Source organism: Variovorax sp. efr-133-TYG-130 (genome assembly GCF_030208835.1).
Classification (GTDB): domain Bacteria; phylum Pseudomonadota; class Gammaproteobacteria; order Burkholderiales; family Burkholderiaceae_C; genus Variovorax.
The window spans coordinates 490,816-507,028 of record NZ_JARVTD010000010.1; the positions used below are offsets into that span (position 1 = coordinate 490,816).

General features: G+C 69.5%; 16 protein-coding genes. 9 read left to right on the top strand and 7 right to left on the bottom strand.

All coding sequences use genetic code 11. The features are described from left to right. Nucleotides 1-76: 76 nt before the first annotated feature. Both QRN67_RS13700 and QRN67_RS13705 read left to right on the top strand, forming a co-directional pair. Nucleotides 77-1,012 (top strand): LysR family transcriptional regulator, encoded by a 936-nt coding sequence (locus tag QRN67_RS13700; RefSeq protein ID WP_081265785.1) that lies wholly within the window; start codon nucleotides 77-79, stop codon nucleotides 1,010-1,012. Next, nucleotides 1,009-2,004, top strand: coding sequence for a Bug family tripartite tricarboxylate transporter substrate binding protein (locus QRN67_RS13705; RefSeq protein WP_285412193.1), 996 nt, complete (start codon nucleotides 1,009-1,011; stop codon nucleotides 2,002-2,004). Before QRN67_RS13700 ends, QRN67_RS13705 begins: the two co-directional genes overlap by 4 nt. Nucleotides 2,005-2,025: 21 nt before the next feature. Here QRN67_RS13705 and QRN67_RS13710 read toward each other — a convergent pair whose 3' ends face one another. Continuing rightward, entirely contained in the window at nucleotides 2,026-2,583 is a 558-nt protein-coding gene (locus tag QRN67_RS13710) for a putative glycolipid-binding domain-containing protein (RefSeq protein WP_081265858.1), read from the bottom strand. Between the two features lie 102 nt (nucleotides 2,584-2,685). Between QRN67_RS13710 and QRN67_RS13715 the strand changes: the two genes are divergently transcribed. The 3 genes from QRN67_RS13715 to QRN67_RS13725 all read left to right on the top strand — a co-directional run bounded on the left by QRN67_RS13715 (nucleotide 2,686) and on the right by QRN67_RS13725 (nucleotide 5,571). Then, entirely contained in the window at nucleotides 2,686-3,300 is a 615-nt protein-coding gene (locus QRN67_RS13715; RefSeq protein ID WP_285412194.1) for a YiiX family permuted papain-like enzyme, read from the top strand. A 379-nt stretch (nucleotides 3,301-3,679) separates the two neighbouring features. Then, on the top strand, nucleotides 3,680-4,870 hold the full coding sequence (gene dinB, locus QRN67_RS13720) for a DNA polymerase IV (RefSeq protein ID WP_106935360.1): 1,191 nt from the start codon (nucleotides 3,680-3,682) through the stop codon (nucleotides 4,868-4,870). Nucleotides 4,871-4,884: 14 nt separating this feature from the next. After that, the gene (locus tag QRN67_RS13725; RefSeq protein ID WP_285412195.1) at nucleotides 4,885-5,571 is read left to right on the top strand and encodes a TIGR02117 family protein; all 687 of its coding nucleotides are present in this window, start codon (nucleotides 4,885-4,887) and stop codon (nucleotides 5,569-5,571) included. A gap of 10 nt (nucleotides 5,572-5,581) precedes the next feature. Here the strand turns inward: QRN67_RS13725 and QRN67_RS13730 are convergent, their stop codons facing one another. Then, on the bottom strand, nucleotides 5,582-6,505 hold the full coding sequence (locus tag QRN67_RS13730) for a purine-nucleoside phosphorylase (RefSeq protein ID WP_285412196.1): 924 nt from the start codon (nucleotides 6,503-6,505) through the stop codon (nucleotides 5,582-5,584). Here QRN67_RS13730 and QRN67_RS13735 point away from each other — a divergent pair. Both QRN67_RS13735 and QRN67_RS13740 read left to right on the top strand, forming a co-directional pair. Beyond that, entirely contained in the window at nucleotides 6,495-6,746 is a 252-nt protein-coding gene (locus QRN67_RS13735) for a hypothetical protein (protein ID WP_285412197.1), read from the top strand. The genes QRN67_RS13730 and QRN67_RS13735 overlap by 11 nt on opposite strands. Before the next feature lie 44 nt (nucleotides 6,747-6,790). Further along, complete coding sequence (locus QRN67_RS13740) at nucleotides 6,791-8,026, top strand: DNA topoisomerase IB (protein ID WP_285412198.1); 1,236 nt, start codon at nucleotides 6,791-6,793, stop codon at nucleotides 8,024-8,026. On the opposite strand, the gene QRN67_RS13745 is transcribed toward QRN67_RS13740, so the two are convergent. The 5 genes from QRN67_RS13745 to QRN67_RS13765 all read right to left on the bottom strand — a co-directional run bounded on the left by QRN67_RS13745 (nucleotide 7,969) and on the right by QRN67_RS13765 (nucleotide 14,042). Beyond that, on the bottom strand, nucleotides 7,969-8,649 hold the full coding sequence (locus tag QRN67_RS13745; RefSeq protein ID WP_285412199.1) for a hypothetical protein: 681 nt from the start codon (nucleotides 8,647-8,649) through the stop codon (nucleotides 7,969-7,971). The genes QRN67_RS13740 and QRN67_RS13745 overlap by 58 nt on opposite strands. A 120-nt stretch (nucleotides 8,650-8,769) precedes the next feature. Then, a complete protein-coding gene (locus tag QRN67_RS13750) occupies nucleotides 8,770-8,949 on the bottom strand; it encodes a DUF3606 domain-containing protein (RefSeq protein ID WP_081265779.1) in 180 nt (59 codons plus the stop codon). A gap of 111 nt (nucleotides 8,950-9,060) precedes the next feature. After that, nucleotides 9,061-10,563 (bottom strand): class I adenylate-forming enzyme family protein, encoded by a 1,503-nt coding sequence (locus QRN67_RS13755; protein ID WP_285412200.1) that lies wholly within the window; start codon nucleotides 10,561-10,563, stop codon nucleotides 9,061-9,063. A gap of 3 nt (nucleotides 10,564-10,566) precedes the next feature. After that, nucleotides 10,567-11,553, bottom strand: a complete 987-nt coding sequence (locus QRN67_RS13760; RefSeq protein ID WP_081265777.1) for a Bug family tripartite tricarboxylate transporter substrate binding protein — start codon at nucleotides 11,551-11,553, stop codon at nucleotides 10,567-10,569. A 161-nt stretch (nucleotides 11,554-11,714) separates the two neighbouring features. Further along, entirely contained in the window at nucleotides 11,715-14,042 is a 2,328-nt protein-coding gene (locus QRN67_RS13765) for an acyl-CoA dehydrogenase family protein (RefSeq protein ID WP_285412201.1), read from the bottom strand. 106 nt (nucleotides 14,043-14,148) lie between these two features. Here QRN67_RS13765 and QRN67_RS13770 point away from each other — a divergent pair, with 106 nt between their 5' ends. Beyond that, on the top strand, nucleotides 14,149-14,934 hold the full coding sequence (locus tag QRN67_RS13770) for a citryl-CoA lyase (RefSeq protein WP_106935365.1): 786 nt from the start codon (nucleotides 14,149-14,151) through the stop codon (nucleotides 14,932-14,934). A 10-nt stretch (nucleotides 14,935-14,944) separates the two neighbouring features. Then, nucleotides 14,945-16,108, top strand: coding sequence for an acyl-CoA dehydrogenase family protein (locus QRN67_RS13775; protein WP_106935366.1), 1,164 nt, complete (start codon nucleotides 14,945-14,947; stop codon nucleotides 16,106-16,108). The last annotated feature ends 105 nt before the right edge of the window (nucleotides 16,109-16,213 follow it).

Genomic DNA, 16,213 nt, shown 5'->3' on the forward strand with positions numbered 1-16,213 from the left:
ATGGGCGGCCGGACGATAGATTCGGTGTGACTTAGGGTCAAATAAAATAACAAGGCACTTTCAATACCAAAAACATATGGACATAAGGGCACTGCGCTACTTCGTGGCCGTCGCGGGCACCGGCCACATGACGCGCGCGGCCGAGCAGCTCGGCATCCAGCAGCCGCCGCTGAGCCTGCAGATCAAGGCGCTGGAACGCGAGCTGGGCATGCCGCTGTTCCGCCGCCACCCGCGCGGCGTGGCGCTCACCGACGCGGGCCGGCTGTTCCAGGCCGAGGCGCTGCGCATGCTGCAGGACATGGAGTCCATGAAGCAGCGCATGGCCCGCGTGGCCAAGGGCCAGGCCGGCACGCTGGCGGTCGGCTTCACCAGTTCGGCGGCGGCGCACCGCTTCATGCCCGAGGCGCTGCGCGCATTCCGCCGCGCCTACCCCCTGGTTGAACTGCAGCTGCGCGAGGACAACGCCGCCGAACTCACCGAGGCACTGGCCGCCGGGCGGCTGCATTGCGGCCTGCTGCGCGTGCCGGTGGCCCGGCCCGAGGGGCTGGTGTTCGAGACGATGCTGCGCGAACCGGTGCTGGTGGCCATGCCCAGCGACCATCGCTTTGCCCTCGCCCGCACCAAGGCTTCACGCCCGCTGCCGCTTGCCAGGCTGTGCGAGGAAGGCATCATCCTCGTGCGGCGCCCGGGTGCTCCCGGCCTCTATGCCGAGCTGCTCGCGCTGTGCCACGCCAAGGGGCTGCGCCCGCGCGTGGTGGCCGAAGTCGATCGCATGATGACCAACCTCAACCTCGTGGCCGCGGGCGTGGGCCTGTCGGTGGTGCCCGCCTCGATGACCGGCGTGCACGCGCACGCCATCGCCTACATGCGGCTGGCCGACGGCGGCCAGCTCGACGCGCCGCTCACGCTGGTGTCGCGCGCGGAAGAAGACAACCTGCCCGCGCAGCATTTCGCGGCGCTGCTGCGCAAGCTGGCAGGCGAGCACGCCGGCAACCACCCGTCGGCGCCATGAGCGCGCAGGCAAGGCGCCGCTTCGCGCAGGGTGCGGGCGCCTTGCTCGCCGCTGCCTGCGCGGCGCCGGGCCTGCTGCGCGCGGCCCCTCCTGCCTGGCCCCAACGCGCGGTGCGGCTGATCGTGGTGTACCCGCCCGGCGGCGTGAGCGACGGCATGGCCCGCGTGCTGGCCGAACCGCTCGCACAGGCGATCGGCGCGCCGGTGCTGATCGAAAACCGCCCCGGCGCGGGCGGCAGCCTGGGCATGGACGCGCTCGCGCGTTTGGCGCCCGACGGCTGCACGCTGGCTTTCTCGGCCATCAGCCCGCTCACGCTGCATCCGCTGCTGGCGCGCGTGCCCTACGACCCGCAGCACGCCTTCGTGCCCGTGGCCAGCGTGATGCGCACGCCGGTGCTGGTGGTCGGCACGCCGGCCTTCGCGGGGCGCGGCTTCGGCGCGCTGATCGCGCAGGCGCGCAGCCGGCCGGGCGCGGTGCGCTGGGCCACATCGGGCGTGGCCACCATCGGCCACATGGTGCTGGCGCAGGTGCGCATGCAAAGCCGCACCGACATCACGCACATCCCCTACCAGGGCGGCGGCCCGCAGCTCAACGATGCGCTCAGCGGGCAGTTCGAAGTGCTGTCCACCAACGTGGCCGCGCAACAGCTGCAATACATAGAGGGCGGCCGCTTCCAGCCGCTGGCGGTGGGTGCGCCCGCGCGCATCGAGGCCCTGGCCGAGGTGCCGACGCTGGCGGAACTGGGCTTCGAGAAGGCGAACCGCGATTCGCTCTTCGGCATCTTCGCGCCGGCGCGCACGCCGCCAGCGGTCGTGCAGCGGCTCAACGCCGAGATCAACCGCGTGCTGCGCAGCGACGGCGTGCGTGCGCGGCTGCGCGAGGCCTACAACCTGCCGGCCGGCGGCAGCACAGAAGATTTCATGCGCGAGATCGCCATCGACCGGCGGCGCAACCGCGAGCTGGTGGCAGGCGACCGTTCGCAATTCGACTGAGCGCGGCAGCGGCCGCGCCGTTCAGCCTTCGGCCCAGAGACGCGGATAGTCCTTCACGAAACCGTCGGGCGTGGCGACCAGCACCGCGCTGTAGTCAAAGCGCCTTGCCTCGTAGGCGTACTCGGCTTCGCCGCGCCGCTCGTAGCGCTGCGCCAGTTCGCTCAGCACGCCGCCGTCCAGGTCCAGCCACGCGGCCGGGGCGTCGGCGCTCTCGCCCTTCTCGAGGTTGAGCCGCCGCAGCTGCAGCAAGTTGGTGGCGGGCGTGAAGCCCAGGTCCAGATCGACGCAATGCGACATGTCGGTCACGGCTTCGTCGTTGAGCTTCCAGTGGCCGCGCGCGTCGCGCGTGATCGACAGGTCGATGGCCGAGCCGCCGAGCCAGCCGCGCACGGTGCCCCATTGGGTGTGCCAGTGCAGGTCGCAGCGCACGCGGTAGTGCAGCTGGCCGATGCGGCCGTCTTCCATGCGGAACACGGCGGCACCGTCGAGTTGCCAGGCCGAGGCATTGCGTTCGAGGCGGCAGGCGTCGTGACCCGGTGCGTCGAGCCTGCGCCAGAGAATGGAGGCAACGGTTTGCATGGCGCGGATGATGGACCGGCATGCTGCGGTGCGCAAGCCTTGTCCCTTCGTCATGGCCGAAGAAAAATGGCCGCCGATGCATGCCGGACAATGCCGGGCACCATGACCAAGCTCCCCGCGGCGCTCGCGCTGCTCCTGTCCGTCTTCTTCTGCGGCGCCGGCCATGCCGCAGCCGCGCTGAAAGACGGCGACATCGTCTTCCACACCTCGCGCTCGGCGCAGAGCGTGGCGGTGCAGCGTGCCACCGGCTCGCGCTACAGCCACATGGGCATCGTGCTGATGCGGGGCGGAAAGCCCTACGTGTTCGAGGCGGTGTCGACGGTGCGCTACACGCCGCTCGCACAATGGACCGCGCGCGGCAATGGCGGCCACTACGTGGTCAAGCGGCTGCGCGATGCCGACCGGCTGCTGACGCCGGGCGCAGTGGCCACGCTGCGCGCCCGCACCACCGATTTCGAGGGCCGCCCTTACGACCTGACGTTCGAATGGTCGGACCATCGCATCTACTGCTCCGAACTCGTGTGGAAGCTCTACCAGCGCGCGCTGGGCGTGCGCATCGGCGAGCTGCAGAAGATCCGCGAATTCAACCTGACGGACCCGGCGGTGCGCGCCAAGATGCGCGAGCGCTACGGCGACAAGGTGCCGATGGACGAGCCGGTGATCTCTCCGGTGGCGATGTTCGAGTCGCCGTTGCTCAGGACCGTCGAGACGCGCTGACGGTTTTTCAGGGTAGCGCTCACGCCGACGGGGTGCCTTGCTCCGCGAATGTCCCCCGGGGCTTCGCCCCTCCTCCTTTATTTCGCTGCGCAAGGTACCCCGTCGGCGTGATCGTTCAGAGCACCGGTTGATCTGCCAGCACAAGAGCCGCGTCCATCGTGCGCAGGGCGCCGGGTGCTCCCCGCAGCGAAATAAAGGAGGAGGCCGAAGGCCGGGGGACATTCGCGGAGGGGAGTACCCGGCGGCCTGTGCACACGCCCTGAAAGCGCCCCCAAAAGCGCCCCTCGACAGGCAAGACAGTCCCACCCGCGAGACAATCGTTGCCGTGAGTTCCCAGCCCCCGTCAGCCCCGCGAATCCGCCGCATCGCCCACCTCGACATGGACGCCTTCTATGCGTCCGTCGAGCTGCTGCGCTACCCGCAGCTCAAGGGCCTGCCCGTGGTGATCGGCGGCGGCCGGCGGCGGGTGGACGAGGCCATCCGCGACCTGCCCGAGGGCGGCACCCTGGCCGACATTCCGGTCGACTCGTTTCCAAGGCTCAAGGACTACACCGGCCGCGGCGTCATCACCACCGCCACCTACCCCGCGCGCCAGTTCGGCGTCGGCTCGGCCATGGGGCTCATGAAGGCCGCCAAGCTGTGCCCGCAGGCCATCATCCTGCCGGTGGACTTCGACGAATATCGGCGCTTCTCGCGCGCCTTCAAGCAGGTCATCCTCGAAGTCGCGCCGCTCATGGAAGACCGCGGCGTGGACGAGGTGTACATCGACTTCACCGACGTGCCCGGCGGCCAGCGCGACGGCGGGCGCTCGCTGGCGCGGCTGCTGCAGAAGGCCATCTTCAGCGAGACCGGGCTGACCTGCTCCATCGGCGTGGCGCCCAACAAGCTCATCGCCAAGATGGCGAGCGAATTCAACAAGCCCAACGGCATCTCGGTGGTCTATGAAGACGACCTCGAATCGCGCATCTGGCCGCTGCCCTGCCGCAAGGTGAACGGCATCGGCCCCAAGGCCGACGAGAAGCTCAAGCGCTTCGGCATCGAGACCGTCGGCCAGCTCGCGGCGCGCGACCGCGACTGGCTCATCGCCAACTTCGGCAAGGCCACCGGCGCCTGGATGCACGAGGTGGCCTGGGGCCGCGACGACCGCCCGGTGGTGACCGAGAGCGAGCCCGTGTCGATGAGCCGCGAGACCACCTTCGACCGCGACCTGCACGCGGTGCGCAACCGCGCCGAGCTGGGCGCGATCTTCACCAGGCTGTGCGAGCAGGTGGCCGCCGACCTGCAGCGCAAGGGCTACGTGGGCAAGACCATCGGCATCAAGCTGCGCTATGACGACTTCAAGATTGCCACGCGCGACCAGACCATCGGCCACTTCACCGCCGACGCCAAGACCATCCGCCAGACCGGCGGCCAATGCCTGAAGCGCGTGCCGCTCGAACGCCCGCTGCGGCTGCTGGGCGTGCGCGTGGGCGCGCTGGCCAAGGCCGGCAGCCCCGAGGCGCTGGCGCCTGCCGGCGGCGCGCAGCGCGCGGCATCGGAGCCGGTGGCCACCACGGCCTCTCTCTTCTGACGGGCGCCACCACCATGCTGAAACGCTGGCTCCGGAACACAGCATTCACACTGCTGGGGCTGGCCTCGCTGATCGGGCTGTATGTCGCGGTCGCGTGCGCGCTGGTGTTCTGGCCGGCCAACGGCGCGAAGCCGGCGGGCGATGTACCCGCCGAAGTGCAGGCCTGGGTGCTGAGCAACGGCGTGCACACCGACTACGTGTTCCCGGTCCGCTCGGCCACCATCGACTGGCTGCAGGTGTTCCCGCTGAAAGACTTCAAGGCGCCGCCGCCCGATGCCGAGTTCATCGCCATCGGCTGGGGCGACCGCGAGTTCTACCTGAACACGCCCACCTGGGGCGACCTGACGGTCTCGCGCGCCTTCGGGGCACTGTCGGGCGGCAACCGCTCGCTGCTGCACGTGAGCTACCTGCGGCGCGGGCAACTGGGCCGCGGCGCATTCGAGCTGCCGCTGTCGCAGGCCCGGTACGCGCAGCTCGTCGGCCATGTGCGTGCGAGCCTGCCGCCGGGGCCGGCGCAACCCATCGCGGGCGCGCACTACGACAGCCAGGACGCCTTCTACGAAGCCGAGGGCGCCTACAACCTCTTCGAGACCTGCAACACCTGGATCGGCCGCGGCCTGCGGCAGGCGGGCGTCACGGTGAGCCGCTGGACGCCCTTCGACTTCACCGTGACCTGGCACCTGCAGCCGGCGCGGCCCTGACCAGGCAGGCTCAGGGCTTGGGCACGCCGCCCTGCCACTGCGGCCAGTTGGCCACGATGTGGTCGACCACGCGGCTGCCCACGCGCTCGATGTTCTCCACCGTCTCCGCAAAGCCGCCGGCCGTTTCGCCGGGGGCGGGGTCCAGGTGCTGCAGCGTGGTTTCCTTCGGGTTGCCCTGGTCGAAGTTGACCGCGCCGCGCAGGCTCATCACGCGGTCGGTGCCGTGGGTGCGCTTGATGACCAGCGTGATGGCGGCGGCCTCCATCTCGGTGATGACGTAGTCGTCCGCGCCGTAGAGCTTGGCGATGTACTGCGCCTGCTTCGACATGCCCGGGCCGTGGAAGAAGGTGTCGCCCGTCATGTGGGTGCCGGTGCCGACGAAGGGCGCGCGGCGGGCCGCCGCGTCGGGGTAGCGCAGGCGGTACTTGCGGGCCGACTCGGAGTCTTTCAGCGGCGTGTCGGCTGACAGCCTCATGGCCCAGCGCACGAGGTCGGGGTTGAGCTGGAAGCGGCGGTATTCCTCGTAGCCCTTGCGCGGCATGAAGGTCGGTTCGCCAGGCTTGTTTTCTTCAGGCGCCCAGCGGTGGCCCAGGTCGTAGTCGACCAGCCAGGTGCCCCAGTTCACTTCGCCGATGGTGCCGCGCGAGGGCGGCGTGCCGGCCACGCCGGAGATGACGTAGTAGGCCTGCGAAAAATCCAGCCGCGGGTTCAGCAGGATGGCCTGCATCGACGACGAGGAGTTGACCTTGCCCATGCCCAGCACCGCGCCGCACACGCCGTCGGTGTTGCAGTACACGGGCTGCAGCGCGCCGGGCACGGCGATGGGCTTGGCGTCTTTCCAGTAGCGCTCGTACCAGTGCTGGAACTCGCCGGCACGGTCGCCCGTGTTCTGGCCGATCTCGAACATGGCGGCGACGAAAACCTTGACCTTCACGGGCGGTGCGGAAGCCGTGGCCGGAACGGCGGTGGAGGTGGAGGTGGAGGTGGAGGTAGAGGTAGAGGTAGAGGTAGAGGTAGAGGTAGAGGTAGAAGTGGAAGCGCAGCCCGCGGCAAGCAGCGCGGTTGCCGGCAGCAGGAGCCAGCAGGTACGGAAGGACGAAGGGCGAGAAGACATGGAGAAGCTCGATAAGGGAAAGAACAGACGGCCCGCATTTGCGGCGTCCTACAGGCCGTGATTGTCGGCGCTGGCAAAAACGGTGCGTACCACCACGCAAACCCCATGCCGGCCACTGTTCTTTCCACCTCTCCCGTGTCGCAGCCGTCCGCGCGGCCGCCGTCGAAGCCCACGCCCATCGCCAACGGGCTGGTCTACGTGAACCCCGACATGCCGGGCATTCGCCGCCTGAAGCACGGCACGCGCTTTCGCTACCGCGACGCCAAGGGCCAATGGCTGCGCGACGTGGACGAAATCTCGCGCATCCGCATGCTGGCCATTCCGCCGGCCTACACCCAGGTCTGGATCTGCCCGCTGCCCAACGGCCACCTGCAGGCCACCGGCATCGACGCGCGCGGGCGCAAGCAGTACCGCTACCACGCCGACTGGCGCGTAATGAAGGACGAGACCAAGTTCGAGCGGCTCGAAGCCTTCGCGCTCGCGCTGCCGCGCATCCGCGCCCGCGTGGCGCGCGACCTGCAAGCCGACAGGAAAAACAAGGCGCCCGACCGCAGCCAGGTGCTGGCGGCGCTGGTGCGCCTGCTCGACACCACCCTGCTGCGCATCGGCAACGAAGAGTACGCAAGCAGCAACGGCTCCTACGGCCTCACCACGCTGCGCAACCGGCATGTGGACGTGCACGGCACCGCGCTGCGGCTGCGCTTCAAGGGCAAGAGCGGCGTGATGCACGAGGCCAGGCTGGAAGACCCGCGCGTGGCCAAGGTGGTGCGGCAGTGCCAGCAGTTGCCCGGGCAGGCCCTGTTCCAGTACGCGGGCGAAGACGGCGAGCTGCACAGCGTGTCGTCCACCGACGTGAACGACTACCTTGCCGAAGCCTCGCCCGGCGAACGCTTCACCGCCAAGGACTTCCGCACCTGGCACGGCACGGTGCAGGCCCTGGAGCTCACCCGGCTGGCCTGCGAGCCGGGGCGCAGCGCGGCGGACGGCACCCGCTACCGCGCCAAGGACATCCTCGCGGCAGTCGCCAAGCAGCTCGGCAACACGCCGGCGGTCTGCAAGAAGGCCTATGTGCACCCGGCCGTGCTGGCCCTGGGCAGCGCGCTGTCGGACAACGATGAAGACGCCGCCACCGCGCTGTTCGAGAAGATCGCGGGCCGCAAGACCGCGCGGCCTTCACGCGGGCTCTATGCGGCCGAACGCCGGCTGCAGGCCTTCCTGCGCACGCACCGGCAAGCGCAGGCGCGTGCTGCGGCGGGCAACAGCCGCCGAGGCGGAAGGAACCTTCAGGCCGCGGTGGCGAGCGCGAAGCGCACGCTGTCGCCGTCCACGGCGACGACATAACCCAGGTCTTCCGCCAGGTTCTGCAGCGCGACGGCATCGATGGCCAGCGCGCGCGGCGCACGATGCGCATCGAGCACGGCGTCGGTGGCGCCCGCTTCGCGAGGCATTGCAGAAAGCCTCAGCGCATTGGCGCCTTCGGCCTGCACGCGGATCGTGCCGGCCTCGTCGGCGCTGTCGTGCAGGTAGCCCAGCACGCCGAGGAACAGATAGCGCAAGGCCGCCGCCGCGGGCCAGCGTTGCTCGTCCTCGCTCGGCTCGAGCGCGGGGTCGATGTCGAGCGTCACGCCGTGCAGGTCGAAGGCCGCGCGCATCAAGGTCGTGCATTGCGCCACCAGCGCGCTGCGGGCGATGCCGTCGTCGGTGGTCGCCAGTTCCCAGTCGCGCAGCGAGCGGATGGCACTGACCAGTTCGGCCACCTGGTTGTCGATCAGCGCCACGCGCTCTTCGCAGGCGGCGGCATCGACGGTGGCTGCGCTGACCTGCCGCTTGAGCATCAGCAGCGCCATGCGGATCACCGAGACCGGCGCCGCCATGTCATGCCGCAGGGCGGGCAGGGCTCGGGTGAGAAGTTCGTGGCGCACGCCTGCGGCGATCCAGCTGCGCGCACTGGGAGAAGACTTCATTGCGCGGCTGCCAGAGGCGTGGGGTTCATCGGCACGGTCACGGGTACTTCCTGAAACGAGAGGGAGTAACAAGTATCGTGCCCGGCTACCGCGCCGGGTGTAGGAGCGAGCCTACGAGCCTCAGGGCTTGCCCAGGTAGGTGCGCACGTCCTTCACCAGCACACCGGCGGCGGCGATGGCAGAGCGCAACTGCGCCTCGGTCACGCCCAGCGTCTGGGTCCAGTAGCGCACTTCGTGCGCCTCGTTCACGTTGATGCGGGCGGCGTCTGGCGGCCCGCGCTTGCTCAAGTCATCGGCCATGGTGATTTCCTTTGTAGAAGGAACCACGATGCGGCGCGCCCCGGAGGCGCGTGGAAGGACTGCGGCGCACCCGCTTGCAGGAAAACGCGAAGCGCCCGGCGGCACACCTGCCTACGCTGCGCGCAGCCGCGCCTGCAGTTCGCGCTTGAGCAGCTTGCCGTTGGGGGTGGTCGGCATGGTGTCGATCACCTCGATGCGGGAGGGGCGCTTGTAGGGCGACAGGTGTTCCACCAGATGCGCGCGCAGCGCCGCCTCATCGAGCACCGCACCCGGCTCCAGCTCCACGAAGGCGACCACCTGCTCGTTGCCATCCGCCTCCGGCACGCCGACCACCGCGCACAGGTGCACGCCGCCGAAACGGCCGATGACCGCCTCGACCTCCGCCGGATACACGTTGAAGCCCGAGCGGATGATCATTTCCTTCAGCCGGCCGACCACGAACAGCGCGCCGTCGGAGCCGAAGCGCCCGAGGTCGCCGGTGGCGTACCAGCCGCCGGGGCGCATCACCTGCGCGGTGGCGGCCGTGTCGCGGAAATAGCCGAGCATGAGGCCCGGCCCGCGCAGCCAGATCTCGCCGGTGTCGCCTTGCGGCACGTCATGCCCCTCGAGCGACACGATGCGGGCCTCGCCGCCCTCCACCGCATGGCCGGCCGCCGTGTCCGAACGCGGGGCTTCCGTGCGCGTGAGGAACACCGAGCCCGCATATTCCGAAAGCCCGTAGCCGTAGTGCAGCGGCTGGCCGAACAGCCGCTCCACGCGCTGCTTGAGCGCGGGGTCGAGCGGTGCCGAACCGGTGTACACGTAGCGCAGATGCGGAAAGCGCGGCACCACGCGCTCGCTGTCGATGTGGGCCAGCAGGCGCGCGTACATGGTCGGCGGCCCGAGCAGGTTGGACACCTGCTCGTGCGCCAGCGCCTGCAGCATGTCGGCCGGTGAGAAGCTGCCGCGCAGCACCAGCGAAGCGCCGCCGGTGAGCGCGGCCATCAGCACGGTGCCGATGCCGAAGATGTGCGTCATCGGCAGGAAGGCGTAGGCACGGTCGCGCTCGCTCAGCGCCCTCACGCCGGCCGACACCCGCCCGAAGTGCAGCAGCCCGCGGTGGGAGACCATCACGCCCTTCGGCGTGCCCGAAGTGCCGGAGGTGAAGATGATGGCGGCGGTGTCGGCCAGCGCCGGGTCGGGTTCGGTGCGTGCTTCTTCGCGCGTGGCCGAGCGCATCACGCCCGCAAGCGAGGACGGCACCGCACCGGCGCGCCGGGCGTGCTGTTCGGCCGCCTGCGAAGCGCTTGTGGTGAAGCAGCAAAGGCGCGCGTCCGCCCGTTCCACGATCGCCGCGATCTCGCCCGGCGACATGCGCGCGTTCACGCCGCAAGACCATGCGCCGATGCGGCTGCACGCCATCAGCAGCGCGATGTGCGCGGCGCAGTTCTCGGCCACCAGCACCACGCGGTCGGTCGGGCGCACGCCGGCGTCCAGCAGGTCTTGCGTGGCGGTCTCGGCCATTGCCTGCAGCGCCGCGTAGGTGGTCGTGGCGCCGGGCTCGAAAAGAAAGACTGCCTCCGGCGTGCGTGCCGCGCGGGCCTCCAGCAGCTCGTGAATGCGTGATTGCCGCATCGCCTATTCCGCCTCGATGCCCTTGGACGCCGTGGCCCAGAGCTGCCGGTCCGACTTGCCCTTGGTAGCGAGCAGGTCGGCCGCGCCGGACCACACGTCGTAGCCCTGCTCGCGCAGGCGGCTCGCGATGTCTTCGCGCGCCAGCATCTTCTGCGCGGCGGCATTCATGCGCGCGACCAGTGCCGGGTCCATGCGCGCCGGGCCGTACAGGCCGAACCAGCCGCCCACGTCGTAGCCCGCCACGCCCGACTCGATCATGGTCGGCACCTCCGGCAGCATGCGGTTGCGCTGGCGCGAGGTGACGGCCAGCGCGCGCACCTTGCCGGACTGGATGAAGGGCTTGGAGGTCGCGATGATGTCGAACATCATCGTCACCGTGCCCGCCATCACGTCGGCCAGCGCGGGCGCGCTGCCCTTGTACGGCACATGGGTGAGCTGCACGCCGGCCATCTTCTCGAGCAGCGCGCCGCTCAGGTGGTTCGACGCGCCCACGCCCGCCGACCCGTAGAACACCTTGCCGGGCCGCGCCTTCGCATATTCGAGCAGCTCGGCCACGCTGCGCACCGGCACGTCGTTGTTGATGACGAGCACGTTGGTGTAGTCCACCAGCGGCGCGATGGGCACGAGGTCCTTCATCGGGTCGAAGGCCATGTGCCGCTGCACGTTGGGGTTGATGGTGATGGTCGGGCTCGCGCCGAAGAACAGCATCGTGCCGTCGGCCGCGGCCTTGGCCACCGCGTCGCCGCCGAGCGAGCCGCTCGCGCCGGGTCGGTTGTCCACGATCACCTGCGTGCCCAGCGCCTGGCTCAGCGCGGGCGCGAGCAGGCGCGCAGCGCCGTCCACCGGGCCGCCGGCCGAATAGCCGACCACCAGCTTGATGAGCGGCGGCAATGGCTGCTGCGCAAAGGCGCGGTGCGGAAGTGCGCCGAGTGCCGCGCCGCCGGCCAGCGCGGCCATGAGTTGGCGGCGCGAGAAGTGAGTCGATGTCATGAGCGTTGTCTCCTGTTGTTGATCTACAAGTCAGGCTCGAAAGCCAGGCAGGACTGTTCTTTCGTGAAACACCGCGGAACCGGCTTTGCCGGGCCGCAGGTGTTGCCCCCGGTAGGGGGTTGGCGAAGCGACACGAAGTGCGCGAAGACTGGGGGCGAGCCTCATGCAGGCAAATCGAGGACCTGCCGCGCGAGGATGTTGCGCTGTATCTCGTTCGTGCCGCCGTAGATCATTGCGGCGGTGGAGCCGATGAGCGGCGAGAGCACGTTGAAGCTCTGCCCGTCGAGCACCTGGTCGCCGGCCACGGCGCCCTGCTCTTCGGCCGCCTCGACCAGCAGCGCGCCGATGCGGTGATAGGTCTCGCTGGCCCAGATCTTCAGCAGCGACACCGACGCGGGCAGCGGCTTGCCGGCCCGCACGATGTTCGCGAAGCCGGTGTACGCCGCCGACAAGTCGAGCACGTCGAGCCGCAGCGCCGCGAAGCGCTGCGCGAACACCGGGTCGGCAAACAGCCGCCGCGCCTGCGCCAGCCGCGCAAGCTGCCCCAGCGCGTACTGCGACTGCTTGGGGCTGCCCAGGAAGATGCGCTCGAAGCCCAGCAACGCCTTCGCGATGGTCCACCCGCCGTGCAGCCTGCCGACCAGGTTTTCCGCCGGCACGCGCACGTTGTCGAAGAACACCTCGCAGAACTCCGGCTCGCCGGCCAGCGTGCGGATCGGCCGGATGGTGATGCCCGGCGTGCGCAGGTCGCACAGCAGGAAGCTGATGCCCTCCTGCTTGCGCGCGTCCTTGTCGGTGCGCACCAGCATGAAGATGTGGTTGGCGTCCTGCGCGAGCGTGGTCCAGATCTTCTGGCCGTTGACCACGAAGTGCTCGCCCTGCGCGTCGCGCGCCGGCATCGCCTCGGTGCGCAGGCCCGCGAGGTCCGAACCGGCATTGGGCTCCGAGTAACCCTGGCACCACACATGCTCGCCGCTGAGGATGCGCGGCAGAAAGCGCTGCTGCTGTTCAGGCGTGCCGTGCTGTATGAGCAGCGGGCCGATCATCACGATGCCCTGGTCGGGCGCGCGCGCCACGCCGTGCTGCTCCAGCTCCTCGATCCACGCGATGAGCTTGTCGGCCGGCAGGCCCATGCCGCCGTGCGCCTGCGGCCATGCGGGCGCGATCCAGCCTTGCGCCGACAGCGTGAGATACCACTCGCGCATCTCGCTCCATCGCGCGCGGTGCGACAGGTAGCGAAGCTGCTGCGGATAGCGCTGCTGCAGGAAGGCGCGCACCATGCGGCGGAAATCGGCCTCGGGCATCGCCGCCCAGTCGGCGGTGCGGGGGAATTCGCCCTGCCACTGCGCAGTGCCCGCTGCTGCCTCCGCATCGCGCGACAGCGACGCATGCCGGTGCCGGTGCGCGCTGGCATTGCCCAGCCAGGCCGACAGGCACAGCACGCGCTTGTAGAACAGGCTCAGGTCGCATTCCTGCGTGTAGCCGATGGCGCCATGCAGCTGCACCGATGCGCGCGAGGCCTGCAGCGCGGCTGCCGTGCAGCGCGCATTGACGCGGCTGGCCTCGGCCTCCATGCGCTCTGCCGTCGGTTCCTGCACCACCTGCGCCAGCACTTCGTCCAGCGTCGACTTCGCCACTTCGAGGTGGATGAACATGTCGACGCAGCGGTGCTGCAGCGCCTGGAAGCTGCCGATGGGCTTGCCGAACTGCGACCGCGTGCGCAGGTAGGCCAGCGTCTGCGCGAGCATGGCCTGCCCCGCGCCCAGCAGCTCGGCCGACTGCAGGATCTGCCCGCCCGCGAGCGCCCGGCGCAGCGCCTCCTGCGCGGCCGGGCCCTCGGCCAGCACCGCGTCGGCCGGCAGCCTGACCTGCTCGAAGCGCAGGTTCGACGCCTGGCTGCCGTCGACCAGCGGCACCGGCGTTTCGCTCACGCCCACGGTGCCGCGCGGCACCCACAGCAGCACCGCGTCGTCTTCGCCACGCGCCGACACCAGCCAGCCGCTGGCGGCGGCGCCGGGCAGCACCATGAGCTTTTCGCCCTGCAGCAGCACGCCGCCGGCATCGCCCGCCAACGCTTCGCAGCCGCAGGCCAGCGGCACCGCGCTGAGGTCGCCCGCGCTCTCCTGCCACGCCAGCGCCGGCAGGCTGCGGCCCGCGACCAGTTGGGCCAGCAGCGCATCGGCGCGCGGGGTGTGCAGCGCCGACAGCAGCAGCGCGCTCAGACCGGCCACGGCCAGCAATGGCTCCGGCGCCGCGTGCTCGCCGGCCGCGCGCAGAATTTCCGCCGCACCGGCCAGCCCCAGCGCGAGGCCGCCGGCCGATTCGGGCGCCAGCATGCCGGGCCAGCCCAGCGCGGCGATGTCGCGCCAGCCTTCGGCCTCGTCGGCATCCGGTTGTTCCATGCGCTGGCGCCGCCGCTGGGTGGCGCGGCTGCGAACGAAGTAGTCGAGCGCCGATTCGCGCACCGCCGAAAGTGATTCAAGGTCCATCGCCGCAGCGTGCCCGAAGACCCTGCCGCCGAGCATTTGCATTTGCCGAAGGGAGGGTTTCGCAATCAGAGAGCCACCCCGCGCGAGGCGGGGCTAGATTCGGCGCATGACCACCAAGATCAAGAAATCCCTGCATACGGAGCTGGGCCACAGCACGCCCGACAGGATCACCGTGCGCGGGCGCGACCTGCCTTCGGAAATCCTGGGCCACCTCAACCTGGGCGACATGGCCTTCCTGGAGCTGACCGGGCGCATCCCGACGCCCCAGGAGTCGGTGACCTTCAATGCCATCGTCGTCACGCTGGTGGAGCACGGCATCACGCCCAGCGCCCTGGCGGCGCGCCTTACCTATGCGGGCGCTCCCGAAGCGCTGCAGGCGGCCGTGGCAGCCGGTCTCTGCGGCCTTGGCACGGTATTCGTCGGCAGCACCGAAGGCGCGGCCAGGATGCTCTACGAAGCGATCCCTTTCGGAGAGAAACCCACGCGCCCGCTCGCAGACATGGCGAAGGACATCGTGGCCGACCACCGCGCGCGCAAGCAGATCGTGCCGGGCCTGGGCCATCCGCTGCACAAGCCGATCGACCCGCGCACGCCGCGCCTGTTCCAGATCGCGGCGGAGAACGGGCTCTCCAGCCACTATGTCGCGCTGATGCAGGCGGTGCAGGAAGAAGCCGAGCGGGTGTCGGGCAAGTCGCTGCCGATCAACGCCACGGGTGCCATCGGCGCGATCGCGGCGGAGTTCGGCTTTCCCTGGAAGATCATTCGCGGCTTCGGCGTGATGGCGCGCGCCATCGGCCTCGTGGGCCATATCCTGGAAGAGATCGACGACCCGATGGCGGTGGAGATCTGGCAACGCGTGGAGAAGGAAGCCGGCGGCCCGCGCCAGGACTGAGCAAAGAACGATGAACAACGCCAACGACAAGAACTACCCCGACATCCGCGACGCCGTGCGCGACCTGTGCGCGCAGTTTCCCGATGCCTACTTCCGCAAGATCGACGAGGCGCGCGGCTACCCCGCCGAGTTCGTCGACGCGCTCACCAAGGCCGGCTGGATGGCGGCACTGATTCCGCAGGAGTACGGCGGCTCCGGCCTGGGCCTGACCGAGGCCTCGGTCATCATGGAAGAGATCAACCGCTGCGGCGGCAACTCGGGCGCCTGCCACGGCCAGATGTACAACATGGGCACGCTGCTGCGCCACGGCAGCGAGGCGCAGAAGCGCAACTACCTGCCGAAGATCGCCAACGGCGAACTGCGCCTGCAGTCGATGGGCGTGACCGAGCCCACCACCGGCACCGACACCACCAAGATCAAGACCACCGCCGTGAAGAAGGGCGACCGCTACGTCGTCAACGGCCAGAAGGTGTGGATCTCGCGCATCCAGCACTCCGACCTGATGATCCTGCTGGCGCGCACCACGCCGCTGGCGGACGTGAAGAAGAAGTCCGAGGGCATGTCGATCTTCATCGTCGACCTGCGCGAGGCCATCGGCAAGGGGCTCACGGTGCAGCCCATCCTGAACATGGTGAACCACGAGACCAACGAGCTGTTCTTCGAGAACCTCGAGATCCCGGCCGAGAACCTGATCGGCGAGGAAGGCCAGGGCTTCAAGTACATCCTGGACGGGCTCAACGCCGAGCGCACCTTGATTGCCGCCGAGTGCATCGGCGACGGCTACTGGTTCATCGACCGCGTGACGAAGTACACCAAGGAACGCGTGGTGTTCGGCCGGCCCATCGGGCAGAACCAGGGCGTGCAGTTTCCGATTGCGGAGGCCTTCATCGAAGTGGAAGCCGCGAACCTGATGCGCTACGAGGCCTGCCGCCTGTTCGATGCGCACCAGCCCTGCGGCGCGCAGGCCAACATGGCGAAGTACCTGGCGGCCAAGGCGAGCTGGGAGGCCGCCAATGCCTGCCTGCAGTTCCATGGCGGCTTCGGCTTCGCGTGCGAATACGACATCGAGCGCAAGTTCAGGGAGACGCGGCTGTATCAGGTGGCGCCGATCTCGACGAACCTGATCCTGAGCTACGTGGCCGAACACATGCTCGGCCTCCCCCGTTCCTTTTGACTAACCCCCAGGCTTCGCGCACTTCGTGTCGCTTCGCCTCCCCCCTTGCAGGGGGCAACGCCTGCGGCCCGGCAAAGCCGGTTCCGCGGCATTCCACGAAAGGAT

Coding starts and splice junctions, on each gene's coding strand:
- QRN67_RS13700 (WP_081265785.1), top strand. CDS start 77: ATGGACATAAGGGCACTGCGCTACTTCGTGGCCGTCGCGGGCACCGGC.
- QRN67_RS13705 (WP_285412193.1), top strand. CDS start 1,009: ATGAGCGCGCAGGCAAGGCGCCGCTTCGCGCAGGGTGCGGGCGCCTTG.
- QRN67_RS13710 (WP_081265858.1), bottom strand. CDS start 2,583: ATGCAAACCGTTGCCTCCATTCTCTGGCGCAGGCTCGACGCACCGGGT.
- QRN67_RS13715 (WP_285412194.1), top strand. CDS start 2,686: ATGACCAAGCTCCCCGCGGCGCTCGCGCTGCTCCTGTCCGTCTTCTTC.
- dinB (WP_106935360.1), top strand. CDS start 3,680: ATGGACGCCTTCTATGCGTCCGTCGAGCTGCTGCGCTACCCGCAGCTC.
- QRN67_RS13725 (WP_285412195.1), top strand. CDS start 4,885: ATGCTGAAACGCTGGCTCCGGAACACAGCATTCACACTGCTGGGGCTG.
- QRN67_RS13740 (WP_285412198.1), top strand. CDS start 6,791: ATGCCGGCCACTGTTCTTTCCACCTCTCCCGTGTCGCAGCCGTCCGCG.
- QRN67_RS13745 (WP_285412199.1), bottom strand. CDS start 8,649: ATGAAGTCTTCTCCCAGTGCGCGCAGCTGGATCGCCGCAGGCGTGCGC.
- QRN67_RS13750 (WP_081265779.1), bottom strand. CDS start 8,949: ATGGCCGATGACTTGAGCAAGCGCGGGCCGCCAGACGCCGCCCGCATC.
- QRN67_RS13755 (WP_285412200.1), bottom strand. CDS start 10,563: ATGCGGCAATCACGCATTCACGAGCTGCTGGAGGCCCGCGCGGCACGC.
- QRN67_RS13760 (WP_081265777.1), bottom strand. CDS start 11,553: ATGACATCGACTCACTTCTCGCGCCGCCAACTCATGGCCGCGCTGGCC.
- QRN67_RS13765 (WP_285412201.1), bottom strand. CDS start 14,042: ATGGACCTTGAATCACTTTCGGCGGTGCGCGAATCGGCGCTCGACTAC.
- QRN67_RS13770 (WP_106935365.1), top strand. CDS start 14,149: ATGACCACCAAGATCAAGAAATCCCTGCATACGGAGCTGGGCCACAGC.
- QRN67_RS13775 (WP_106935366.1), top strand. CDS start 14,945: ATGAACAACGCCAACGACAAGAACTACCCCGACATCCGCGACGCCGTG.